The 23,752-nt window shown below is 35.3% G+C and carries 19 protein-coding genes and 7 tRNA genes; 24 read left to right on the top strand and 2 right to left on the bottom strand.

Annotation, left to right across the window (positions count from 1 at the left end; all coding sequences use genetic code 11):
• The first annotated feature begins 128 nt into the window (after window positions 1-128).
• The 16 genes from C1Y58_RS21920 to hydF all read left to right on the top strand — a co-directional run bounded on the left by C1Y58_RS21920 (window position 129) and on the right by hydF (window position 14,827).
• Window positions 129-202, top strand: a tRNA-Asp gene (locus C1Y58_RS21920).
• Window positions 203-244: 42 nt separating this feature from the next.
• Window positions 245-320, top strand: a tRNA-Val gene (locus tag C1Y58_RS21925).
• A 49-nt stretch (window positions 321-369) separates the two neighbouring features.
• A tRNA-Thr gene (locus C1Y58_RS21930) sits at window positions 370-445 on the top strand.
• Window positions 446-448: 3 nt separating this feature from the next.
• Window positions 449-533 (top strand) — tRNA-Tyr (locus C1Y58_RS21935).
• A gap of 6 nt (window positions 534-539) precedes the next feature.
• A tRNA-Met gene (locus C1Y58_RS21940) sits at window positions 540-613 on the top strand.
• Between the two features lie 7 nt (window positions 614-620).
• Window positions 621-693 (top strand) — tRNA-Phe (locus C1Y58_RS21945).
• Between the two features lie 8 nt (window positions 694-701).
• Window positions 702-774 (top strand) — tRNA-Lys (locus tag C1Y58_RS21950).
• A gap of 240 nt (window positions 775-1,014) precedes the next feature.
• A complete protein-coding gene (locus C1Y58_RS21955; RefSeq protein WP_105618860.1) occupies window positions 1,015-2,298 on the top strand; it encodes an efflux RND transporter periplasmic adaptor subunit in 1,284 nt (427 codons plus the stop codon).
• Between the two features lie 13 nt (window positions 2,299-2,311).
• Window positions 2,312-5,371 carry an efflux RND transporter permease subunit gene (locus tag C1Y58_RS21960; protein WP_105618862.1) on the top strand — a complete coding sequence of 1,020 codons (3,060 nt, stop codon included), beginning with the start codon at window positions 2,312-2,314 and terminating at the stop codon, window positions 5,369-5,371.
• Between the two features lie 254 nt (window positions 5,372-5,625).
• The gene (locus tag C1Y58_RS21965; protein WP_330404496.1) at window positions 5,626-6,306 is read left to right on the top strand and encodes an ABC transporter ATP-binding protein; all 681 of its coding nucleotides are present in this window, start codon (window positions 5,626-5,628) and stop codon (window positions 6,304-6,306) included.
• Window positions 6,285-8,327, top strand: coding sequence for a COG1361 S-layer family protein (locus C1Y58_RS21970; RefSeq protein WP_105618865.1), 2,043 nt, complete (start codon window positions 6,285-6,287; stop codon window positions 8,325-8,327). The genes C1Y58_RS21965 and C1Y58_RS21970 overlap by 22 nt, the downstream gene beginning before the upstream one ends.
• On the top strand, window positions 8,314-9,591 hold the full coding sequence (locus tag C1Y58_RS21975) for an ABC transporter permease (RefSeq protein WP_105618867.1): 1,278 nt from the start codon (window positions 8,314-8,316) through the stop codon (window positions 9,589-9,591). Before C1Y58_RS21970 ends, C1Y58_RS21975 begins: the two co-directional genes overlap by 14 nt.
• 622 nt (window positions 9,592-10,213) lie before the next feature.
• Window positions 10,214-10,468, top strand: a complete 255-nt coding sequence (locus C1Y58_RS21980; protein WP_105618870.1) for a TM1266 family iron-only hydrogenase system putative regulator — start codon at window positions 10,214-10,216, stop codon at window positions 10,466-10,468.
• 33 nt (window positions 10,469-10,501) lie between these two features.
• Window positions 10,502-11,878 (top strand): [FeFe] hydrogenase H-cluster radical SAM maturase HydG, encoded by a 1,377-nt coding sequence (hydG, locus tag C1Y58_RS21985; RefSeq protein WP_105618871.1) that lies wholly within the window; start codon window positions 10,502-10,504, stop codon window positions 11,876-11,878.
• A gap of 18 nt (window positions 11,879-11,896) precedes the next feature.
• Window positions 11,897-13,291: an aspartate ammonia-lyase gene (locus C1Y58_RS21990; RefSeq protein WP_105618873.1), complete on the top strand. Its 1,395-nt coding sequence runs from the start codon at window positions 11,897-11,899 to the stop codon at window positions 13,289-13,291.
• A 306-nt stretch (window positions 13,292-13,597) separates the two neighbouring features.
• Window positions 13,598-14,827, top strand: a complete 1,230-nt coding sequence (gene hydF, locus C1Y58_RS21995; protein WP_105618875.1) for a [FeFe] hydrogenase H-cluster maturation GTPase HydF — start codon at window positions 13,598-13,600, stop codon at window positions 14,825-14,827.
• A gap of 23 nt (window positions 14,828-14,850) precedes the next feature.
• On the opposite strand, the gene C1Y58_RS22000 is transcribed toward hydF, so the two are convergent.
• Window positions 14,851-15,216 (bottom strand): hypothetical protein, encoded by a 366-nt coding sequence (locus C1Y58_RS22000; protein WP_105618877.1) that lies wholly within the window; start codon window positions 15,214-15,216, stop codon window positions 14,851-14,853.
• A 356-nt stretch (window positions 15,217-15,572) separates the two neighbouring features.
• Here C1Y58_RS22000 and C1Y58_RS22005 point away from each other — a divergent pair, with 356 nt between their 5' ends.
• The 8 genes from C1Y58_RS22005 to C1Y58_RS22040 all read left to right on the top strand — a co-directional run bounded on the left by C1Y58_RS22005 (window position 15,573) and on the right by C1Y58_RS22040 (window position 21,887).
• Window positions 15,573-16,988, top strand: coding sequence for an aminotransferase class I/II-fold pyridoxal phosphate-dependent enzyme (locus C1Y58_RS22005; RefSeq protein ID WP_170311665.1), 1,416 nt, complete (start codon window positions 15,573-15,575; stop codon window positions 16,986-16,988).
• On the top strand, window positions 16,985-17,602 hold the full coding sequence (gene tmk / locus C1Y58_RS22010) for a dTMP kinase (RefSeq protein ID WP_105618882.1): 618 nt from the start codon (window positions 16,985-16,987) through the stop codon (window positions 17,600-17,602). Before C1Y58_RS22005 ends, tmk begins: the two co-directional genes overlap by 4 nt.
• Before the next feature lie 33 nt (window positions 17,603-17,635).
• Window positions 17,636-17,959: a cyclic-di-AMP receptor gene (locus tag C1Y58_RS22015; RefSeq protein ID WP_105618883.1), complete on the top strand. Its 324-nt coding sequence runs from the start codon at window positions 17,636-17,638 to the stop codon at window positions 17,957-17,959.
• Between the two features lie 33 nt (window positions 17,960-17,992).
• A complete protein-coding gene (locus tag C1Y58_RS22020; protein ID WP_105618885.1) occupies window positions 17,993-18,436 on the top strand; it encodes a YaaR family protein in 444 nt (147 codons plus the stop codon).
• A 190-nt stretch (window positions 18,437-18,626) separates the two neighbouring features.
• Window positions 18,627-19,607 (top strand): DNA polymerase III subunit, encoded by a 981-nt coding sequence (locus C1Y58_RS22025; RefSeq protein WP_105618887.1) that lies wholly within the window; start codon window positions 18,627-18,629, stop codon window positions 19,605-19,607.
• Window positions 19,608-19,621: 14 nt separating this feature from the next.
• The gene (locus tag C1Y58_RS22030) at window positions 19,622-20,566 is read left to right on the top strand and encodes a PSP1 domain-containing protein (RefSeq protein ID WP_105618888.1); all 945 of its coding nucleotides are present in this window, start codon (window positions 19,622-19,624) and stop codon (window positions 20,564-20,566) included.
• Between the two features lies 1 nt (window position 20,567).
• The gene (locus tag C1Y58_RS22035) at window positions 20,568-21,314 is read left to right on the top strand and encodes a tRNA1(Val) (adenine(37)-N6)-methyltransferase (RefSeq protein ID WP_105618890.1); all 747 of its coding nucleotides are present in this window, start codon (window positions 20,568-20,570) and stop codon (window positions 21,312-21,314) included.
• Window positions 21,315-21,317: 3 nt separating this feature from the next.
• Window positions 21,318-21,887, top strand: a complete 570-nt coding sequence (locus C1Y58_RS22040) for a glycerol-3-phosphate responsive antiterminator (protein ID WP_105618892.1) — start codon at window positions 21,318-21,320, stop codon at window positions 21,885-21,887.
• A gap of 57 nt (window positions 21,888-21,944) precedes the next feature.
• Here C1Y58_RS22040 and C1Y58_RS22045 read toward each other — a convergent pair whose 3' ends face one another.
• Window positions 21,945-23,471, bottom strand: a complete 1,527-nt coding sequence (locus C1Y58_RS22045) for a thiamine pyrophosphate-binding protein (protein WP_170311666.1) — start codon at window positions 23,469-23,471, stop codon at window positions 21,945-21,947.
• Window positions 23,472-23,752: the final 281 nt, after the last annotated feature.

Consider the following 23,752-nt stretch of genomic DNA (forward strand, 5'->3'; position numbering starts at 1 on the left):
GTAAGCGTAGCAATACGTTCAGCTGACCAGTACTAATAGGTCGAGGTCTTGACCTAAAAAGATTTAGTAAGAGTTATAATGGTGATATTTGATATTTCAATGTGTAATTTTGAAGTTACAAACTTCATGGCCCAGTGGTACAGTTGGTTAGCACGCCGGCCTGTCACGCCGGAGGTCGAGGGTTCGAGTCCCTTCTGGGTCGTTTAATTCTCATCCCAGTGAGAATTGTAGTAAAAGTTTATTTGGGCGCATAGCTCAGCTGGGAGAGCACCTGCCTTACAAGCAGGGGGTCACAGGTTCGAGCCCTGTTGCGCCCACCATTTAAAACTTAATAAATATAATCATTATGGTAATTTAGGTATAGTATATGCCGACGTGGCTCAATTGGCAGAGCAGCTGACTTGTAATCAGCAGGTTATCGGTTCAAGTCCGATCGTCGGCTCCATATGGAGGAATTCCCGAGTGGCCAAAGGGGGCAGACTGTAAATCTGTTGGCAACGCCTTCGAAGGTTCGAATCCTTCTTCCTCCACCATAATGACGCGGAGTGGAGCAGTCTGGTAGCTCGTCGGGCTCATAACCCGAAGGTCAGAGGTTCAAATCCTCTCTCCGCAATTCATATGCCCAGATAGCTCAGTCGGTAGAGCAGAGGACTGAAAATCCTCGTGTCGGTGGTTCGATTCCGCCTCTGGGCATTGTGTATGGATCACTAGCTCAGTTGGTAGAGCACTGGACTTTTAATCCAGGTGTCCCGGGTTCGAGCCCCGGGTGATTCATTTAGCACTATAGATATTCTATAGTGCTTTTTTCATGTCTATTTTTCTATAATTTTTTCTATTATGTTGAAGTCATTAAAAAGCATATGTAAGCCTGCTCTTATAAATATCCGTTATGAAAAAACTTTGAACATTTTATGAACCTTATTCAAATGTCATCAAATTGTCATCATTTAAGGGTATTATTTTCCTGATTAGTCTTATAAAGATTTTTATATACATATAGGAGGTTTTACTAATATGATAAGTAAGAAGTATATTGCAATAGCATTATGTTTAGTAATGATTACTGCTACCACAGCGTGCTCGTCAAGTAGTGGGCAAACTACGGAAGTAGAAATGTCAACAGGTACACCTGTGAAAGTAAAAAATATTGAGCAAAATACATTGAAAATTCAACAAACATTTGCATCAAAGACAGCGTCAAGTGAGCAAGTTATGGTCTTCCCAGTTTCACCAGGCATAGTTGATGAGGTATATTATGAAGTTGGCGATGAAGTAAAAAAAGATGATGTCCTTTTCTCTATTGATAGTACACAATTAGATAATCAATTGAAGGAAGCGTATAAGGGACTAGAGCAAGCTAATCTAGCCATTTCAATGCAGCAAGAGTCATTAAATTTAGCAACAGGTGCACAGTACGATCAACAATTATCTCAATTAGAGCAAATGGTAATAAATACAGAAATTGGTTTGGAAAATGCACAAAAAGCTTATGAAGATACAAAAGTACTTTATGAAAGTGGAGCTGTGTCTGAGCAACAGTTTACAAACGTTGAATCAAGCTATAAGCAAGCCCAGGTAGCGTATGATACAGCCAAACTCAATTACGATTTATATGTTGGAGATCTATCTTCTTCAAATACAACTATTGCAGAAGCTCAATTACAACAAGCACAGTTACAAAAAGAGCAACTTCTACTTCAAATTCAAACATTAGAAGATGCAATTGATGATACAGATGTTAAAAGTCCTATTAATGGAGTTGTAACTACAGCAACAGTAGTTGATGAGCAAATTGTATCAACGCAAAATCCAGCATATGTTATCGTGCAAACAGATAAGATTTTAGTAGATGTTGGTGTTACAGAAAATATAATCAAAAGTATCAATAAAGGTGACCAAGTAGATGTATATGTTTCAGCTGTGTCTGAAGAAGCTTATCGAGGTGCAGTAACCAACGTAGGTATAGCACCTGATCAACAAAGAGGTAAGTACATGGTAACTGTTGAAATTGATAATACAAGTGGAGAGATTTATCCAGGTATGTTTGCAGAAGTTATCTTCACAACAAAGCAACAATCGGGGCTTCTCGTATCCGTGGATGCAGTATTAACAGATGAAGAGGGTCAATATGTATATGTAGTAAATGAAAATAGGAGTGAAAAGCGATACATTACGCCAGGTATTAATGATGGGCAAAATATGATCATTCTTGATGGTATTCAAGAAGGAGAAATCCTAGTCGGAGAAGGGCAGAACTATATAGGTGACGGAGATCAATTAGAAGTTGTTGTAAATTAAGGAGGCAGAGTACATGGATGTTACTAAATTATCGATTAAGAGACCTGTTACCACCGTTATCTGTATATTAATTGTGTTAATGTTTGGTTTAGTATCATTATCAAAGATACCATTAGACCTTTTTCCAGCTATAGATATTCCAATTATAGTGGTTATGACAGATTATGAAGGTGCTTCACCAAGTGAAGTAGAAGCGCTTGTGACAGAACCTTTAGAGGATGTTTTATCAACTGTGAGTAATGTTCAAGAGGTTAATTCAACATCGTCAAGAGGGCAATCACGTATAATTATTCAATTTACTGACGGTACAGATATGGATGTATCGGGTATCAATGTACGTGAACGTGTAGATATGATAAAAGGTTATCTACCTGAAGGAACAGGTGACCCTTTAATTGTATCGATTGATCCTAATGCTAGTGCAGCTATGACTATAGGTGTAGCTGGAGGAGAAGAGTTACAGGACTTGATGACCATAGTAGATACTGAAATTGTTGGTCGTTTAGAAAGAATTGAGGGAGTAGGCTCCATTGATGTATCTGGTGGTCAAGAACATAAAGTAGACATAACATTATTACCAGACAAAATGGAAGGGTATGAAATTTCACCACAAACAATCACTCAACTGCTTAGTGCCGAAAATCTTAATCTTCCAGTAGGAGACATTGCTTACGGCTCAAAAGAAATGTCTATTAGAGTAGTTGGTGAGTTTGAGTCCTTAGAAGATATTAAGAATCTACCAATCCCTACATCTACAGGACCTGTAAAATTGGGTGATGTAGCTATAATAGAGCAAGTAGACAAGGATATGAAATCTTATGCTTTTATTAATGGTGAACAAATTATAACACTTGACATAAATAAGGAGTCTATAGCAAATACAGTTGAGGTTGCTAAGGAATTAAGGAAGGAGATTGAAACCTTAGAAAACGAGTATCCTGATTTAGATTTTAAAATTCTTTATGATTCAGCAGAATCCATTGAAAGCTCCATTAGTTCCGTTAGTAGTGCAGCTGTTCTAGGGATAGTGTTTGCTGTTATTATACTCTTTCTTTTCTTAAGAAATGTACGTAGTACATTAATTGTTGGCTTATCCATACCTCTGTCCATTGTCTTTACATTCGTATTAATGTACTTCATGGATGTATCATTAAATATGATATCTTTAGGCGGTTTGACTCTAGGGGTCGGAATGCTAGTGGATAATTCAATCGTTGTTATTGAAAATATATTCCGTTATAGACAGAAGGGACAATCCAAAGTAGAGGGAGCCCATTTAGGAACAAAGGAAGTAGCAATGGCTGTTGCGGCATCAACATTAACAACTATAGCAGCATTCTTACCGATTGTTTTTGTAGAAGATATGATGGCTAATGTATTTAGAGATCTTTCATTAACTGTAACAGCATCTCTAATTGCATCTTTAGTTGTGGCATTAACTGTTGTACCGATGTTAGCATCCAAGTATGTTGACGATGTAGGAGAGAATAAAGAAAATAAGTATTTTGGCAAAATTCTGGATTTATGGGGAAATCTCTTTAATACCTTAGATAAAAAATACAGAAAGCTATTAGATGCAACTTTGAATAAAAGAAAAATAACGGCGGCTTTCATGCTCATTTTATTCATTGCTACTTTAGGGTTAATTCCATTTGTAGGCATGGACTTTATGCCAGAGTTAGACCAAGGTATTATCAATATTAATTTAGCTTTACCAAAAGGTACAACACAAGAAAAGACCTTTAATATAACGAATCAAGTAGTAGAAATTGCTGAAGGTATTAGTGAAGAAAAAGACATTAACTATACAATAAAAGATGATGGAAGTGCCAAAGTCTCTATTGATATAAGTGAAGATAAAGATAGACGACCAACCCATGAAGTAGTGGAAGAGATTCGTCCACAGATTATGATGATACCTGGGGCTGAATTCAATATTGATTCTCAATCCATGGGTATGATGAGCGGAGGTGGTGGAGATATCACCATCGAAGTTGTTGGAGATGATTTAGATACGCTCAATATGATTGCCAACGATTTTGTGGATATCATAGAAGGCATTGAAGGAACTCGAGAAGTGAAAAGTTCATCAGGAGAAGGTGTTCCTGAAGCGATCATAACTATCGATCGAGAAAAAGCTGCATTATATGGATTAAATGTACCAACAGTAACACAAACGCTCCAGCTCTATGTAGCAGGAAGCGTTCCGACTAAACTAAATGTGGATGGTACAGAAATAGATCTTAATGTATCTTACGATTCTGATTATGCCTCAACATTAAATGATATCGATAATATTCAAATACCTACACAACTAGGAACCACTGTAACTTTAAATGAAATAGCAGATGTGGAAATTGTTCAAGGACCAGTAAGTATTACTCGTAAAAGTGGTAACCGTATTATGAATGTAGATACTGATGTATATGGAATAAGTACAACGGAAGCACAAAAACTTATTAAAAATGAGCTAGAAGATTATCAAATGCCTAAAGGGTATACTTTTTACTTTACTGGTGAGTATGAAGACATGATGGAGTCTTTTATGAGCTTAGGTTTAGCTTTAATCATGTCAATATTCCTTGTATTTTTTATATTAGCAGCACAATTTGAATCCTTTGTAACACCATTTATCGTTATGTTCTCAGTTCCTTATGCCATTGTTGGTGCTATGATAGGATTATTCATCACTGGTACAACATTAACCATGCCAGCCATGATGGGTGTTATCATGTTGGCAGGTATCGTTGTTAATAATGCCATCGTTTTAATTGATTATATCAATCAATTAAAAGAACAGGGCAGTACAGTAGAGGAAGCTATTTTAAAGGCTGGTCCTACTCGTTTAAGACCTATTCTTATGACTACAATGACCACGGTGTTAGCTATGATACCAGTTGCTATAGGTATAGGTGAAGGTACGGAGATGATAGCACCATTAGCGATAACGGTGATTGGAGGTTTGATCTTCTCAACAGTTGTCACATTAATCATCATACCGGTTAATTATGCCCTTTTACATGATATCCGGGCTAGACGTGAGGGTAAGAAAAAAAAGAAAATGAGTATTTAGTAATAGACAATGATATAGAGCAATAATTCATTATTATTGTAGTAAAAGGGCTTACCTATGTGTAGGTCCTTTTGCTTACTTATTATTAAGGTTAAGTTAAGACGGAGACACTTGAAAAATTTTCAAATTGGGTGTATGATAATTAATTGGATGACCATTAATGGATTAAATTTCAAGAAGTCTTATTTTTGTAAAGAAAGTGTGGGAATATGAGAGAAATCGTCACCATAAAAGACCTTTGGAAGGTCTATCGAATGGGTCAAGAGAAAGTGACTGCCTTAGCTGGTGTAGATTTATCCATCAATAAGGGAGAAATATGTTGCCTCTTTGGTCCATCAGGTTCAGGGAAAAGTACCCTTCTCAATATGATTGCAGGTTTAGAAAAACCATCTAAGGGGCAAGTACATATAGGTAAAGCACCTATCCATCAATTAAAAGAAAAAGATGTAACCTTATTTCGGCAAAAACACATTGGCTTTATATTTCAGTCTTATAATCTAATTCCAACATTAACAGCATTAGAGAATGTAGCAATGCCGCTTATATTTAAAGGTATACCTGCCTCAAAAAGAAATAAAATGGCAGCAAAAATGTTAAGGCAAGTTGGATTAGGAGACAGACTCTTTCATAAGCCTAATGAAATGAGTGGTGGACAGCAACAGAGGGTGAGTATCGCAAGAGCATTTGTAGGTGCCCCTAAAATTATATTTGCTGATGAACCAACAGGGAATTTGGATACAAAAACAACAATCATTATTTTAGATTTGATGTATAAAATGGTTAAAGAAAATGATCAAACATTAATAGTAGTTAGTCACGATACAGAAATTAAACCATATTCAGATCGCATTATTCATTTAAGAGATGGAAAAATAGAAGCAGTAGAAACAATGTTAAGGGAAGGAGAACAATTATGCGAAGCAATAGAGGAGTAAGAGTCTATCAAGGAATTTTAGCATTAATAATAATAATAATCATTGCGATGCCAGTGCTTGCAACAGAGACATATTCACCTAGAATTGAAATAGTTAATAAAGATATGCCAGAAGTAGAGGCAGGTCAAACAATAACAATTCCAATCGATATTAAAAATATAAGTACATATTTCTTAAAAAATATAGAGGTAACTCCTACGTTAGAAGAAGACTCTCCATTTATAGGAGATAGCCTTTTGTTGAATCAAACAATAGAGTCAATCAAAATGAGGGATAATCATCTATTGGAATTTGTCTTGCAAGTAGACAAGAATGCTAAAGAAGGTATATACCCCATAGTTTTTAATATTAAATATAAGGCATCTCAGACTGTTTATGATGAGACTGCTCTTGTATATGTGAAGGTTACAACGGATCAACTACCAGCAGAAATTATTGTTGATTCTCTAACATATGATGTCAGCACTCCTATTTCAGGTGAAGAGTTTGACATAAATCTTAGCTTAAAAAATACGGGTACATTAAAAGCAGAAAATGTTTTAGTGGTACTATCATCAAATAATAATTTCATAGTAACAGATAATCAGTCAGAGCAGTATATATTAAGTATACCAGGAATGGTTAAATCAAATGTTCAATACAGTATTACGCCAAAAGAAGAATTAGAATCAGGTTTGTATCCTATTAACGGTACAGTAACATACATAGATAACTACAAGGAATCTAAAACGAAAGAATTTGAACTCTTCATTCCAGTTGAAGGGGAAGGATTTACAGGAAAAGTTAATTTAGCTGTTGAAAATATGAGTCAGCTAGGGCAGGTTAATGTTAATGAGGAATTCACAGTGGATTTTGATGTCGTTAACATGGGAGAAGGTAAAGCTTCAGATCTACAAATAGTAGCTGAGCCTGAAAGTGATAAGATCATTCCAGTATCTTTAAATAAAAAAATTCTAGATACACTAGAAGCTGGGGAAAAGACTACATTGTCTTATTCTTTTAGGGCTATTGATGGTGTAGAAACAAAAAATTATCCTATTAAATTAACTTTTACTTATACTGAAAACAAAGAAGAGATGTCATTTAGTCAGTATGTAGGAATTAATGTACAAGGTAAATCAGCATCAAGTACAAGTACAGTACCTTTGGTGATTGTATCCGATTATTCATCTGATCCCACAATCGTTAATGCAGGTGAAGAGTTTAATTTAGATCTTACATTATGGAATACAAATAGCGAAAAAGCTGTTCAAAACATGAAAGTCACATTACAGATTAAAGAGAATAGTGAAGATACGCAAGATGATGTATTTACACCTGTTGATGGTAGTAATACACTTTATGTTCCCTATTTAGAACCAGGAGCAAAAACCAGTCAACAATTAAGATTTTACACAGTGCCAGATGCTAAAGCACGTAACTATAAGATTGAAGTTAACTTTGAATATGAATATGAGCAAGCGGATGAAATTACAAAAGGAACAAGTACAGATCAAATTGGTATCCAAGTAGTGCAACCTGCTGAAATTCAAGTTGTTAACTTTAATACAGACAGCGCACCTCAATTTGCAGGTGACAAAGGTTATGTTTATATTACATGTAACAATATAGGTAATGTAAAGGTAAAAAATCTTCAAGCCATTATAAAAGGTGACCTTGGCGAAGAAACAATATTCGTTGGTGACTTGGATAGCGGTCAAAGTCATGAATTTAAATTCAAATTACGTCCTGATCAAGTAGGTACCATGAATGAAACCATTACAGTATCTTATAAAGATACAAGAGGTGAAGTTCATGAATCTACAGAAGAATTTACATTAGATATTATGGAGCCAATGCCAGAACCAGATTTTGATATGTATGAAGATATGGGGAATATGGAGGGTATGGAAGAAGAACAAGGCAGTAAAACACCTTGGATTGTTGGTGGAGTTGCCTTAGGTGCCCTTATTATTGTTATTCTTTTAATCATTAGAAGAAGACGTAAAAAGAAAGAGCTGATGTTTGATGAAGCCATCTGATATAATTAGCATGGCCCTTAAAAATTTAACACGTCGTAAACTAAGGGCTCTATTAACCATATTGGGAGTTCTCATTGGAACCACTTCCATTGTCGTTATGTTATCCATTGGTATTGGATTAAATACAATGTTTACCAGTCAGTTTGATCAAATGGGAAGCTTAAATACCATTGAAATTAATCCTGCGTACAACGAAGATATGGATTTCGATGAAGAAGAGCCCGTTATAACAGATGATCAATTGAAGCAAATCATGAGTCATCCTGATGTGGTTGCTGTAACACCTATTATAAGAGATTATAATGTTGAAATGAAATATGAAGAGTACAACATGTGGAGTGAACTTTATGCTATTAAGCCATCGGCAATGAAAGTTTTTGATTTCAAAATAGCTGAAGGGCGACTATTGAATGAGGATGATGAACTAGAAATCGTTGCTGGCTCTAGCATTTGGGAGAACATGTATGATTCATCATCAGGTAACTGGGAGCCGCCTGAGGAGCCTATAGATTTATACGGTGAAGAAATAGAGTTTTTTATGCCACGTTATACGGATGACTATGAGAATCCTGAAATGTATGGATTTGAGGTTGTTGGTGTATTAGAGCCTAGTGGATACGATAAGAACTATAGCGTATTCGTCAGTATTGACTATTGGCAAACATTTATGAATGAATTAAAGGAAGCTAAAGGTGAAGACGTAGATGACTCAGAAGGTTATGAAAGAGCTTGGGTATACGTTAACGATATGGAGAATGTGGAACAGCTTATCACAGATATAGAAGCCTATGGTGTAAGAGCTAGAAGTGATCTAGAATATATTGAGCAAGCTAAGAAACAAATGGCTATTATTCAAGCTGTTTTAGGAGGCATAGGTGGTATATCCTTATTAGTTGCAGCTATCGGTATCACAAATACCATGATCATGGCTATATATGAGCGTACTAAGGAAATTGGTGTTATGAAAGTAGTTGGAGCTAATATTAAAGATATAAAACGCTTATTCCTTGTAGAGGCAGCATTAATTGGTTTCTTGGGTGGGCTTGTAGGTTTGGGCTTAAGTTATTTATTATCTGGTGTCATTAACCATTTTGCAGGAGGATTTGTATATGGTATGGGAGAAGAGGAGAAACTTTCCCTGATTCCAGCATGGCTTGCATTAGTATCATTAGCATTTAGTACCCTAATTGGTATTATATCAGGTTATTTACCTGCAAGGAGAGCAATGAAATTAAGTGCTTTACAAGCTATTAGAACACAATAAAAAATTAAGTGATAGTACATAATCATAGGAATGTAATGAATGATTATGTACTATTTTTCGTAAATTTTATTGTTTGTTAAGGAATTAACCAACATCACTTGAAAGTGGACGCAAAAGTTGTTAAAATAAAAGAGAATAGTATGAGATTAACTCTTATACTATTCCAATTTAAAATGTAACGCCCTAACAGACGAGAGATGTCTTATCTGAAAGGAAGTTATTCATAGTCGGCAAAAGGCTTATGATGCCTTTTAGGAATGTTAAAATAATTGCGTCTAATGATTGCAATTGTTTCAAAGATTCTTTAACGATAACTATGCGTATAACTTCCTCAAGCAGGAAGTTTTTTTATAGTGTAAGAAAGTACTGCGTTTTGCTTATAAAAGCAATGAGGCGTCGAACCTCATTACTTTTCATACATTTCGTTACACGAAATGATCAAGCAAGGAACCATACTTTCTTGCGCATACATGAAACGTGACGATAGCCACTTTTCTTGGTGTAGCCAGGAATCATACGTTCATAAATAACTTGAAATGACAGACAAAGACAACTAACAGTTGATTCATAATAGAGAAATTGTAATGGACAAAAATGTAAATTGATTGAAAGGGTGTTCATGGTGAAGAAAATTGCAGTAATTAGTGCTATTTTAGAGGAACCAGAAAATACGCAGCAGAAGTTTAACGAAATTATTACAAGCTTTAAAGGTATTATAAGAGGACGCATGGGTTTACCGTTACACGATGCAGGTATTACAGTCATATCCATCACAGTCATAGGCACAGTCGATGAGATCAATAGCTTAACAGGAAAATTAGGACGAATGGATAGTGTTAGCGTCAAGACATCCATATCCAAAAAAGAAGTGGAGTAATTTACACCTATATCAATCAGGGGAGGCATTCATATGTTTATTAACCATCCGTATATCAATGAGTTAATTGAGGAAACAAAAGGAACGACAAAGGAAGAAATACAAAAGGTATTAGATATCGCTAAAGAAAAAAGAGGTTTATCCCATAAGCAAATAGCAACCCTTTTAAACATTGATGATGATGAACAGTTACAAATGTTATTAGAGATTGCCGGGGAAATAAAGGATAGTATTTACGGTAACAGAGTTGTAGTGTTTGCACCACTTTATGTAAGTAATTACTGTGTAAATAATTGTAAATACTGTGGGTATAAACGTGACAATAAATTTCCAAGGGTTAAATTAACGAGAGAAGAAATTCAAAGAGAAGTCATGTTGCTTGAGAAGATGGGTCATAAGAGGCTTGCTCTTGAATTAGGGGAAGACCCAGTTAATTGTGATATTGATTTTACATTGGATGCCATTGATGCGATCTATAGTACAAAAAATGAGAATGGTGCCATTAGACGTATCAATGTCAATATTGCTGCCACAACAGTGGAAAATTATAAAAAACTTAAAGAAGCTAACATAGGGACCTATATATTATTCCAAGAGACTTATCATCAACCAGCATATGAATATATGCATCCAAAATCACTAAAAGGCGATTATAACTACCATTTAACTGCCTTTGATAGAGCTATGGAAGCAGAAATTGATGATGTTGGTGGTGGGGTTCTCTTTGGTCTAGCAGATTATAAATTTGAAGTTCTTGGCTTGATGCTTCATAACGAACATCTAGAAGAAAAATTCGGTGTTGGCTTCCATACCATTTCTGTTCCCCGTTTGAAAAAAGCAGAAGGAATGAGTATTGAGGAATTCCCCAATATTATTGATGATAAAACCTTTAAAAAGATTGTTGCAGTCATTCGTCTAGCTGTACCTTTTACTGGGATCATTTTATCAACAAGAGAATCAGCAGAGATGCGAAAAGAACTTCTTAAATATGGTGTGTCTCAAATCAGTGCAGGATCATGTACCGATGTAGGTGGTTATAAAGATCGTGAAGATGGAAGAACGGTAACACAGTTTACTCTAGAGGACCACCGTGAACCAATGGATATCCTAAAAGAACTTGTATCTGACGGCTATATACCAAGCTACTGTACAGCGTGTTATCGCAGTGGTCGTACTGGTGACCGCTTCATGCGCTTAGCCAAAAGTGGTCAAATTCATAATGTTTGTCAACCCAATGCTTTGATGACACTCTTTGAATACATGTTAGATTACGGCGATGAGGACCTTATGGAAAAAGGTAAAAAACTTATAGAAAAAGAGCTTGAAAAAATAGAAAGCGATAAAGTCAGAGAAATGGTTCGAAAGAACTTAAACAAAATGACATCAGGAACAAGGGATTTATACTTATAGACAGGAGGACAAAGGTTTATGCGTATTGAAAAGGATATGCTTGGAGAAATAGAACTGATAGATGAGGGCTATTACGGCATTCATACTAAAAGAGCTATGGATAACTTTAACCTCCATACCAACAGTGTTAATCTAAAACTTATTAAAGAAATAGCGTTAATCAAAAAAGCAGCTGCAATGGTTAATCAGCAGCTTGGACAATTGGATGATCAGATTGCAAAAGTTATTATGGAAGCTGCTGACGAAGTAATTGAAGGCAAGTTGAATGATTCCTTTGTTGTATCAGCCCTTCAAGGAGGAGCAGGTACATCCACTAACATGAATGTTAATGAAGTGATTGCTAATCGAGCTATTGAACTGTTAGGTGGCACAAAGGGCGACTATGCAATAGTTGATCCTCTCAACCATGTGAACATGTCTCAATCAACCAATGATGTTTATCCAACGGCCTTACGTATAGCGGCTATTCGTTTATTACGAGAATTAGCAGATGAACTATCTTTATTTCAGACTGCACTTCAAGAAAAGGAAAATGCTTTCAGTGATAGTATACGATTAGGTAGAACTCAACTCATGGACGCCCTACCTATGATGGTGGGACAGGGATTTGGTGCTTATGCTAAAGCAGCCGCTAGAGATAGATGGCGTATCTATAAGGTAGAAGAACGCTTAAGACAAATTAATTTAGGTGGAACGGCTATAGGTACAGGAATGAATGCATCATTAAAATACATTTATATGGTGACAGATGCCATACAGAGTTTAACAGGTCTCGGCTTAGCTAGAAGTGAGTACCCTATGGATATTACCCAAAATACTGATGTCTTTGTAGAGGTATCAGGGTTATTAAAGGCTTGTAGTGTTAATATGATGAAAATAGCAAATGACTTGAGATTACTTGGGTCAGGACCAAAGGGTGGGTTAGCAGAATTAAGACTCCCTCAAGTTCAAGCTGGATCTAGTATCATGCCAGGAAAGGTTAATCCTGTTATTCCTGAGATGGTAGCTCAAGTAGCTATGAAAGTCATGGCAAATGATCATGCCATCACTATGGCAAGTGCATCGGGTCAATTAGAACTTAATGCCTTCATGCCTCTTATTGCTGACAGTCTTTTAGAAAGTTTAGAGTTATTAAGAGATTGTACGAAGATCTTTAGAGAGAAATGCATCGAAGAATTAGAAGTAAACCAAAACGTATGTAAAGAGCATTTAGAGCACTCATCTGCTCTAGTAACAGCCTTGGTTCATCATATTGGGTATCATAAGGCAAGTGATATTGCTAAAGAAGCAATGGCTCATAATAAGACTATCTCTGAGGTTGTTTTAGAGAGAGGATTGATGACTGAGGAGAAGTTAAAAGAGATATTGAATCCTTATGCGATTACTAAGCCGGGGATACCTGGACAAATGTAAGCTCCATTCGTTAATACTAATAGGGTCAAGCAGATAAGGGATCCTATTACGCCAGCTGGAAAGACGTCCATGTCTTAGACAGCTGGGCTCACCGTCCATGGTTCGCTACTCCATAGGACCCCTTATCTGCTTTCGGTATAGGGGGATCTTAGTTATAATACGCAGATAGCCATAGAAAACCAGATATAGAATGTGTTTAATACCAGTAGTATGTGAGTTAATTCTCTAAATTTGTTTTCAATTGATATATTAAACAAGTTTAAAATAACAACTAAGCTAACAATACTTAGAGTGGAGGGATACACGATGAGTTTAAATAATGCACCCAGATCGTCAAGGGTCCATATCGCTTTATTTGGGAAGAGGAATGCAGGGAAGTCAAGTATCATTAATGCTTTGACCAATCAGAGTATTGCCATTGTATCAGAGGTGAAAGGTACCACCACAGATCCAGTCTATAAATCAATGGAGATTTTACCTATTGGTCCTTGTGTTATCATTGATACAGCAGGTTTGGATGATATAGGGGGATTGGGTGATCTTAGAATACAGAAAACCATGGAGGTTTTAGGTAAAGCCGATGTGGCACTATATGCTGTTGATGCTTCTGTTGGTATAACTGCTGAAGATGAAGAAGCCTTAAAGAAAATACGTGAGAAAAAAATACCTACGGTTATAGTCATCAATAAAGAAGACTTAAAAGAATGCTCCGAGGAAGTAATCAAAGAATTAAAGACTCAATTTAAAATGCCTGTTATCTCAGTATCAGCACTGAATAAGAAGGGAATTAATGCTTTAAAAGAGCAGATCATTAAGCTATTACCCGATGACGAAGAAAAGTTTAAGATATTAGGTGACTTGATTAATCCAGGTGATTTTGTCGTATTGGTTACACCAATAGATAAAGCAGCACCAAAGGGACGTTTAATATTACCACAACAGCAAACCATTCGTGATATTTTAGAAAGTGATGCCATGGCAGTAGTAACAAAAGAATTTGAGCTGAAAGAAACCCTAGAAAACTTGGGTAAAAAACCAAAGCTGGTTGTTACGGATTCACAGGCTTTCTTAAAAGTTGCTGCAGACACACCTAAGGATATATTAATGACATCTTTCTCTATCCTATTTGCTCGTCACAAAGGAGATTTAGTAGAACTCATTAAAGGGGCTAAGGCTATTAAAAATCTAAAAGACGGAGACAAAATATTGGTTTCTGAAGGATGTACTCATCACCGTCAATCCGACGATATTGGAAGTGTGAAAATACCAAGATGGTTAAGACAATCAACGGGTAAACAGTTAGCATTTGATTATACTTCTGGAAGTGGTTTTCCTGATAATGTAGAGGATTATACACTCATTGTACACTGTGGAGGTTGCATGCTAAATCGAAGAGGTATGCTGACGCGTATTCAGGGAGCCAAAGAGGTAGGTGTACCTATGGTCAACTATGGGGTTTTAATTGCCTATGTTCAAGGTATACTGGATAGAGCTCTAGATCCATTTCCATTAGCCAAAATGATTTGGGAGGAATAAAAAACTCAGGGAATTCCCTGAGTTTAACTTCCAATCTTCTGATGCTCAGCAGTTGCTGGTCCCAAAAGAAGGTTGATTAATTTAAGCTGATCGACAATTATATCAGACAGAAATTCTTCACTTTTATGTGCATCATAACCTTGGTCACATAACTCTTGATAGAACATTTCAAAGGCTGGATATTGATCAATATTCGTACTGAGATGATGTACCAAATTTGAAGTTTCATAATACCTTATATCACTTCTTAGTTTCCAATTTTCGTAAGTATCAAAATTGGATAAACCATAAAATGGTCCTAATATCTCTAACAGCTCTTTATTTTTACATAAGTTACTAGAATGGTGTCTTAAATATTGCTTAAAATTCATACAGAATTCATCATACATAAAATTCTCTCCTCACACAACCCTCTAGGCAGATGAGTTAATTTCGACCTTATTACAACGTCATAACCTTTAATCTAAATTAAGTATAAGTTAAAAATTACTATAAAGCAATAAAGTACAGGTTAATAATTATTACAATTTTAATAAATATTTAATGTAATTGTTAATAAATTGTTAAAAAACCACCTAATTTTATCCAATTGCATAACTCATATATGTATATAGTTACATATATGAGTTATGCAATTGACACATATCCAGTTGAAATTAAAAGTGTTAAAAGCTATACTTAAAGTATAGACATGTGAAAGGTAATGAACCAAATTACTCAATGATGTAAAAGGGGTGTGATGATAATGGATCAGACGCTTTATGACCATCTAATGGATTATAGCGAAATATACCCCATGCATATGCCAGGTCATAAAATGGGGAGATTAGGCAGCCTTAAGAACTTATATACAATTGATGTGACAGAAGTAGATGGAACAGATAATCTTCATGCGCCTTCAGGAGTCATTAAGATTGCTCAAGAAAAGGCAGCTATTTTATTTGGAGCTGAAAAGAGCTTTTTTCTTGTAAATGGTTCAACGGTTGGGCTCATGGCAGCTATAACTGCTGTATGTGGAGAAGGAGATTCATTAATAGTTGCTAGGAATTGTCACCGAAGTGTCTATGATGGTCTAATAACAACAGGTGTTAATCCTATATATATATATCCAAAGATTATTAATAAGAATGGCTTAGTTGGAGGTATTGATCCAGAAGAAGTCAGATCAATGATACAGCAAAACCCAAATGCGAAAGGACTGGTACTAACAAGTCCAACATATGAGGGATTCACTTCCGATATTAGGAAGATAGCTGAAATACTACATGCAAACAATAAAGTGCTAATCGTGGATGAAGCACACGGCGCACATTTTGTTATGCATCAAGAGTTTCCGGAGACAGCTTTGAGTCAAGGTGCGGATATTGTTATTCAAAGTATCCATAAAACATTACCATCACTGACGCAAAGTGCTATTCTGCATATCAATAACAGTGGTGTCAATGAAAACAAAATACAAAGTGCTTTACGACTTTATGAAACCAGTAGCCCTTCTTATGTGTTGATGACTAGCTTAGATAACTGTAGGCACTTATTAGAGCGCGACGGTAAGGCGTTATTTCAACAATATGTAAAGAACCTCAAGACAATAAGAAAGCAATTAAAGACTTTAAAGCATCTTCAACTAATGGATAATGAGCTCATTAGTTGTAGTAATATTGTAGATATGGATATGACAAAGATACTGATTAGTACCATGGATACTAATTTGACTGGAATAGAATTAGAAAAGATGTTAAGAACAGATTATCATATACAGACTGAAATGGCCACAGATAGTATGGTAATAGCTATGAGTACTGTTGCTGATAGTGAAAAGGCATTAAACGCATTATACGATGCATTACAGGCTATTGATGATGGATTAAAGCATAAACAAGTCAAAGACGATATAAACTATAGACAACCTATTCAACCGATAATAAAACTAACGCCTCGTAAAGCTTATTTTGCTGATACAGAAAGAGCATCTCTTCATGAAGCAAGAGGAGCTATAAGTGGTGATTATATGATACCTTATCCACCAGGGATTCCTGTAGTAGCGCCTGGTGAGGTCATAACAGATGAAATTGTAGACTGTTTAAAGGATAATCTAATAAAAGGTATCAATATTTTGGGAAGAGATGACATAAAAATAATAAAAAGAGAGGTTAATGCATGAAGGGACGATTTATTACTATAGAAGGACCCGATGGTTCAGGAAAGACTACACAAATCAATTTACTAAAGGACTACTTAGAAAAAGAAGGATACCATGTTCATCTAACTCGAGAGCCCGGTGGTACTGTAATCAGTGAGAAGATAAGAAATCTTATTTTATCACCAGAAAATCATGACATGTGTAATATGACAGAAGCACTTCTCTATGCAGCCTCAAGAGCACAGCACGTTGAGCAGAAGATAAAACCTTTATTAGAACAAGGTGAAGTCGTCATATGTGACCGATTTGTTGATTCCAGTGTTGTTTATCAAGGTGTAGCCAGAAATCTTGGAATTGATAACATTGAAGCCATAAACAGTTTTGCTACAGCAGGTTTAGTTCCTGATATTACATTTTTACTCTACATCGATGCTGAAGAAGGTATTAAGAGGAAGTCTGAACAGCAGACCTTGGACCGCCTTGAAGGAGAAAAGATTGAGTTTCATCAAACAGTATGTGATGGCTACAAAATTTTAGCCAAGAAGCACGCTGACCGTATTCAGTTTATAGATGCATCCAAGAACATTGAAGATATTCATAAAGAGGTATTAAAACTACTCGAAACCGTATTATAAAAGATATGAAATCTTTAGAAAGTGGGGGATTCTATGAAATTAGTATTAGCTGTTATTCATGATGAAGATTCAGCAAAATTATCTCATGCATTAAGTAATAATGGTTTTCAAACAACTAAACTTGCTAGCACAGGTGGATTTTTAAAGCAAGGGAACACAACAATGATGGTTGGTGTACCTAAAGAAAAAGTAGATGAAGTTATTGATATTATTAAAGAAGAGTGTACAACACGCAAACAGTTAACATTAGATCACCATAGTGGGTTACCATCAGGAAGAGTTCCTTATCCTGTTGAGGTTGTAGTAGGCGGTGCTACAGTATTTGTTCTTGATGTAGACCAGTTCCTAAAAATATAAGGTGTAATCCCATTAGATATGTGGAGGGATTAAATGGATCTTAAAGTAAACCAGATAAAAATGCCTGACATCAATAGTGTTAGAGCAACTCAAGAAACGGATAAAACAAAAGATTTTAAATTTACTTTGCTGAGTAAAATAGAGGAAGAACAACTTCAAGCTAGATTAGATCAAATTCTCAGAGACATACAAGTGCAAGGACAAAAGATAGTCGACCATATGGATATACGTGATATGAAACAATACCGTTTACTCATAACAGAATTTATGAATGAAGTGGTTTATCGCTCACATAAATTTTCGAGAGAGAACTTCTTAGATAGAAGAGGACGACATAGGGTCTATGGTATTGTAAAACTTGTTAATGAGCATTTAGATGAATTAGCCAAAGAACTACTTAGCGAAGAAAAAAAACAGATTTCTATTTTGGATAAGATAGGGCAAATTAAAGGGCTTTTACTAGACCTTTTAGCTTAAAAAGCTCAAAAATACAATCTAAGTTTTAAATTGATTCAAAAAATTTGCTTTTTTAGTGGAAAACTTATAAAATAAACTCATGAGCCTTAGGCTTATGAGTTTTTTAATTTATATAATGGTGAAGTCACAAAAAGTACTTTGAAGAGGGGAATTACTTTTTGAGGTTAATCATATAACGATGAGGTGCAAAATGTTTACCTTTGAAGATATAATCGGTTATGAAGATATAAAGAAACACTTGCAAAACTCAATCCGATTAAATAGATTATCACATGCCTATATTATAGAAGGGTTAGAAGGTAGTGGTAAGAAGCTTATTGCTGGTACGATTGCTAAAACCCTTCAATGCGAGGAAAAGGGAGATACACCCTGTAATACATGTATATCTTGTACAACTTTTGATTCTGGCAATCATCCTGATGTGATTTATGTGGAGCAAATGAAAAAAAAATCTATCGGGGTCGAAGAGATCAGAAAACAAGTTCAAGACACCATTGATATTAAACCTTATAAGTATCCGTATAAGATTTATATTATCGATAGGGCAGAAAAGTTAACAGAGCAAGCACAGAATGCCTTATTGAAGACCATAGAAGAACCACCAGGCTATGCAATGATTCTACTGTTAACAAAGAATAGCAACAGCTTTTTACCCACTATATTATCACGATGTGTGCTATTAAATTTACGTCCCCAATCCTTTGATATCATTAAAGATTACTTGATTAAAAGTGAAGGAGTGCCAGATTATCAAGCAGATATATACGCTCAATTTTCAAATGGGTCCATTGGTTTAGCGAAAAAACTGGCTATATCAGAAGAATTTGTTTCCATGAAAGAAGAAATGATCAGTTTGTTAACTACTCTAAAGACCATCAATAAGGTTGAACGGATGAATCAATATAAGGAACTAGAAAAATATAAAGATCAAATTCAATCGATATTAGATTTTATGACAATTTGGTATAGAGATATTCTATTTTATAAGGAACTTGGGGATACTGGCTATATAATGAATAAAGACAACATAGATCTGATTAAAGAACAAAGTCATGGAACTTATGAAAGTATATTAAATAATTTACAGTTAATTGAGGAAACAAAATATAAGTTAAGGCGAAATACAAATTTTCAATTAACCATGGAAATACTATTACTAAATCTCAAGTGAAGGAGAAAATTCGAATGGTAACTGTAATTGGTGTACGATTTAGAAAAGCCGGCAAGATCTATTACTTTGATGGCGCTGGAAAATTGATAAAAAGAGGCGATCATGTTATTGTTGAGACTGCCAGAGGAATTGAGTATGGAGCAGTTGTAATCGGTCCCCGTTTAGTGGAGGAAAAGGAATTAGTCCTTCCCCTTAAGAAAGTCATTCGTGTATCGAATCAAGAGGATGATGATAAGAATGAAGAAAATCAAAGAAAAGAGAAAAAAGCTTTTGATACATGTCTTGAAAAGATAACAAAGCATGGTTTAGATATGAAATTGATTGATGTGGAATATACTTTTGATAATAATAAAGTACTATTTTACTTTACAGCAGAAGGTCGTATAGATTTTAGAGAGCTGGTTAAAGATCTAGCCTCTGTATTTAAAACCCGTATTGAATTAAGACAAATTGGTGTTAGAGATGAAACAAAAATGTGTGGTGGAATAGGTGTCTGTGGTATGAAACTTTGTTGCTCTTCATTTCTAACAGAATTCCAACCTGTTTCAATCAAGATGGCAAAAGAGCAAAACCTATCATTAAATCCTAACAAGATTTCTGGTGTATGCGGAAGACTGATGTGTTGTCTTAAGTACGAAGAAAGCACTTATGAAGAGCTTAATAGAAAGCTGCCTGTCAACGGTGATTCAGTCGACACACCAGATGGTAGAGGTGAAGTACAGCACATCAATGTCATTAGACAAATGGTTAAGGTTATTATCCGTAAAAAGGATAAAGATGAAACTGAGATTAGAGATTATCATGTTGACGATATTAAAATATTGAGACGTAAAAAAGGTTGTAAAAGTTGTGGACGTCACAACAACTCAAATGTTGAAGTTATCGATGCAGCTGAAGAAAAGGCATTAAAAGAATTAGATAATGAACGCATTGGTAATAGCATTGAAGGCGGAAAATAGAATGATCCACATAAAAGATGAAGAACGGCTGGATGAATTACATCGTAAAGGTTACAAAATAATCCAACATCCCAAGAAATTTTGTTTTGGAATGGATGCCATTTTGCTATCTGGGTTCGCAGAAGTTACTGAAGAGCAAAAAGTTCTAGATTTGGGGACAGGAACAGGTATTATTCCCATACTTCTAGAAGCAAAAACCAAAGGAAGTCGTTTTATCGGATTAGAAATTCAAAAAGACAGTGCGGAAATGGCCAAAAGAAGTGTTACCCTAAATGGGTTAGACGACAAAGTATCTATCATCCAAGGTGATATAAAAGAGGCCACTAAGCTATTTGATCCTTCTAGCTTTGATGTTGTTACATCTAATCCACCTTATATGAACAGTGGTAAAGGACTCACCAATGATTCTACACCAAAAGCTATAGCAAGACATGAGATACTCTGTTCTTTAGAAGATGTTATTAAGGCTGCCGCATCACTGGTTAAAGTATCAGGAAGTTTCTATATGGTGCACCGACCTCATCGCCTAGTGGATATTATGGATCTCTTAAGAAAGTATCATCTTGAGCCTAAACGTATGCGTATGGTTCATCCTTTCATTGATAAGGAACCTAATATGGTGCTGATTCAAGCTATTAGACGAGGTAAACCTATGTTGAAGGTTGACCCACCATTAATCGTATATGAAGAAGTGGGTGTTTATACAGATGAGATATACGATATATACGGTATGACAAGGACTGATTAAATCATGAATACCAAAGAAATATACGAAAGATTAGAAATAAATCCCATTATTGCAGCTATACGTTACAAGGAAGATTTAGTTCATATACATGATAAAGATGTTAACGTGGTCTTCATATTACATTCAGATATTCTGAGTGTCGGCAAGATGGTTAAAGAGTTGAAAGAATTGGATAAAGTGGTATTTATTCATCTTGACTTTATAGAGGGACTGGGGAAAGATCAAAAAGCACTTGAGTTTATTTGCAGGGTGGTAAAGCCACACGGAATAATCAGTACCAGGAGCAGTGCTATAAAGTATGGAAAAGAGATGGGTATCTTTACCATCCAAAGGTTTTTTCTTGTAGATAGCCTTTCCTGTGATACCACTATTAGGACCATAAGATCGGTGAAACCAGATTTGGTAGAACTAATGCCAGGAGTCCTTCCAAAGACTATAAAAAAAATAAGCCATGAGATAAGGACGCCTATCATTGCTGGTGGTCTCATCAATGATAAAGAGGACATTATAGAGGTGCTGAAGGCTGGTGCATTAGGTGTATCAATGGGTAATTATGAACTGTGGGAAATATAATGTTAGAAAGGGATTAACCATCAAAAGAGGTTAATCCCTTAAATAATACCACCATTTTTAGTTATTAAATTTACAACGATGTGGATTGGAAAGCACAGGTCCATCAATAACGATATCAAGCAAAAACGTTTTCTCTAAGTTCTGAATAAGTGGTTTAATGGATTCTAACTCATTAGGTTCTCTAATGGTTAGGCTATCAATATGTGTAGCTTTAGCGATAGCGCTAATGGAAAAATCACTCTTATCGATGTATTGATCACCATGATAGTTAATGACTACATAAAGGATAGGGTATCCCTTTCTGCTGGCTGTAAATAGCTCATAGCCATCTTTAAAAAATACATAATCATCAAGAAGACAAATACATAGATGTTCTGGTGCGGCTAAATAGCTGCCAATGGATCCACTAACCCCTGAACCTATGGAATGGTCCATGGTATAATCCAAAATCATTTCATCACCTAAAAGAATAGATTCAATAATATATTCATTAAAGAACCTGCTATCGATAATGAGGTTGGATTGCTGTGGAATAACTGTTGCAAAGACCTTGAAGAAGTCTTTCATAAATGAGTGAACGCTATCAAGCGGTGTATTGCTTGGTAAAGATATTCTTTTGCGACATTTTTTTTGATATAAACAGGAGAGCATTTTTAATAAAGCACTTTCAATATCCGTATGGACATTAACTGTTGTATTATAAATCTTTACCAATTCGTTTTGGTCATAATCAATATGTATAGTATGCCTGTTTTTTATAAACCTTTCCATAAAATCTGAGTCCATGGTATTACCTAAGGATGAGCCAAGAATGAGTACAACATCATAGTTATAGGTTTCTATAAACTCTTTAACAGTGGGGCTGAGTGTTGAGCTATACCTACCTATATAATAATCAAAAGTATCACTAACAATGCCTTTAGCATTGCTTGTGGATATAATTGGCCAGTGCAATGTGCTTGCTAGTTTCTTAATATTCTCCCTTGAACCTCTACAACCTTCTCCAATGAAAATTAAACCATGATCATGTCTATTTATAATTTCAATAGCTTTAGACAGTGAAAGGTCATCTTTCTGGGGGACATTCAAAGGTTTAGGAAGTTGAAGATCCTCTTTAAATGAATAGAAAAGAAATTTACTTGGAAATGCTAAATGAACTGGTCCATATGGAGGTGTTAAGGCGATATTAATCGCTGTGTTTATTTCTTTTAATACCTCCCAAGGATGATCAATAGTTTTTGAGTATTTTGTAATATGTAATGTTAAATGTTGCTCAATTTGTGCATCATCTAGGCAGTTAATCGTCAATAAAGGAACTTTTGAACGGTACGCATGAGCGATACCATTAATACAACTATCAAAGGAAGCTTCTGTATCTATAAAGCAAATTCCAATTTTATGTGATAGTTTAGCATATTTTAAAGCCGAAAAAATTGCACCTGATTCTCTTTTAAAAGGAATATATTTGATGTTAACGTCTCTAAATATATTATAGATTGTTTTATCAAACTGCGATGAAATTCCATATAAGAAATCAGTTTTGAGTTCTTCTAAGTACAAAGTTAGGGCTTTCCATAACAACATTTTATTAATCAACCCCTTATTAATAAGAGGCATTAATCTTTAATCGATTAATGAACTTATTTAGAATTATGTATATTTGTATTTATCCCAAGTGTTGATTAGTGTAAGAAACCCTTTATTAACAAACTTTATGTATCACCTTAGCTGATGGGCATTAGGTAGATTAAATAGTGACTTATGGCTCAGAGAAAAGGAGCAAAACTCACTGACAGTATTCGGGGGATACATGCCATCAAAGTTTTACTTGATAACTAAACTTCTCAAATTAAATACGCTGATCA

This window comes from Vallitalea okinawensis (genome assembly GCF_002964605.1).
Taxonomy (GTDB): domain Bacteria; phylum Bacillota; class Clostridia; order Lachnospirales; family PQDH01; genus Vallitalea_A; species Vallitalea_A okinawensis.

What these genes read in the sequence shown, in the direction of transcription:
- C1Y58_RS21955 (WP_105618860.1), top strand. Translation starts at nt 1,015, where the DNA reads ATGATAAGTAAGAAGTATATTGCAATAGCATTATGTTTAGTAATGATT.
- C1Y58_RS21960 (WP_105618862.1), top strand. Translation starts at nt 2,312, where the DNA reads ATGGATGTTACTAAATTATCGATTAAGAGACCTGTTACCACCGTTATC.
- C1Y58_RS21965 (WP_330404496.1), top strand. Translation starts at nt 5,626, where the DNA reads ATGGGTCAAGAGAAAGTGACTGCCTTAGCTGGTGTAGATTTATCCATC.
- C1Y58_RS21970 (WP_105618865.1), top strand. Translation starts at nt 6,285, where the DNA reads ATGCGAAGCAATAGAGGAGTAAGAGTCTATCAAGGAATTTTAGCATTA.
- C1Y58_RS21975 (WP_105618867.1), top strand. Translation starts at nt 8,314, where the DNA reads ATGAAGCCATCTGATATAATTAGCATGGCCCTTAAAAATTTAACACGT.
- hydG (WP_105618871.1), top strand. Translation starts at nt 10,502, where the DNA reads ATGTTTATTAACCATCCGTATATCAATGAGTTAATTGAGGAAACAAAA.
- C1Y58_RS21990 (WP_105618873.1), top strand. Translation starts at nt 11,897, where the DNA reads ATGCGTATTGAAAAGGATATGCTTGGAGAAATAGAACTGATAGATGAG.
- hydF (WP_105618875.1), top strand. Translation starts at nt 13,598, where the DNA reads ATGAGTTTAAATAATGCACCCAGATCGTCAAGGGTCCATATCGCTTTA.
- C1Y58_RS22000 (WP_105618877.1), bottom strand. Translation starts at nt 15,216, where the DNA reads ATGTATGATGAATTCTGTATGAATTTTAAGCAATATTTAAGACACCAT.
- C1Y58_RS22005 (WP_170311665.1), top strand. Translation starts at nt 15,573, where the DNA reads ATGGATCAGACGCTTTATGACCATCTAATGGATTATAGCGAAATATAC.
- tmk (WP_105618882.1), top strand. Translation starts at nt 16,985, where the DNA reads ATGAAGGGACGATTTATTACTATAGAAGGACCCGATGGTTCAGGAAAG.
- C1Y58_RS22015 (WP_105618883.1), top strand. Translation starts at nt 17,636, where the DNA reads ATGAAATTAGTATTAGCTGTTATTCATGATGAAGATTCAGCAAAATTA.
- C1Y58_RS22020 (WP_105618885.1), top strand. Translation starts at nt 17,993, where the DNA reads ATGGATCTTAAAGTAAACCAGATAAAAATGCCTGACATCAATAGTGTT.
- C1Y58_RS22025 (WP_105618887.1), top strand. Translation starts at nt 18,627, where the DNA reads ATGTTTACCTTTGAAGATATAATCGGTTATGAAGATATAAAGAAACAC.
- C1Y58_RS22030 (WP_105618888.1), top strand. Translation starts at nt 19,622, where the DNA reads ATGGTAACTGTAATTGGTGTACGATTTAGAAAAGCCGGCAAGATCTAT.
- C1Y58_RS22035 (WP_105618890.1), top strand. Translation starts at nt 20,568, where the DNA reads ATGATCCACATAAAAGATGAAGAACGGCTGGATGAATTACATCGTAAA.
- C1Y58_RS22040 (WP_105618892.1), top strand. Translation starts at nt 21,318, where the DNA reads ATGAATACCAAAGAAATATACGAAAGATTAGAAATAAATCCCATTATT.
- C1Y58_RS22045 (WP_170311666.1), bottom strand. Translation starts at nt 23,471, where the DNA reads ATGTTGTTATGGAAAGCCCTAACTTTGTACTTAGAAGAACTCAAAACT.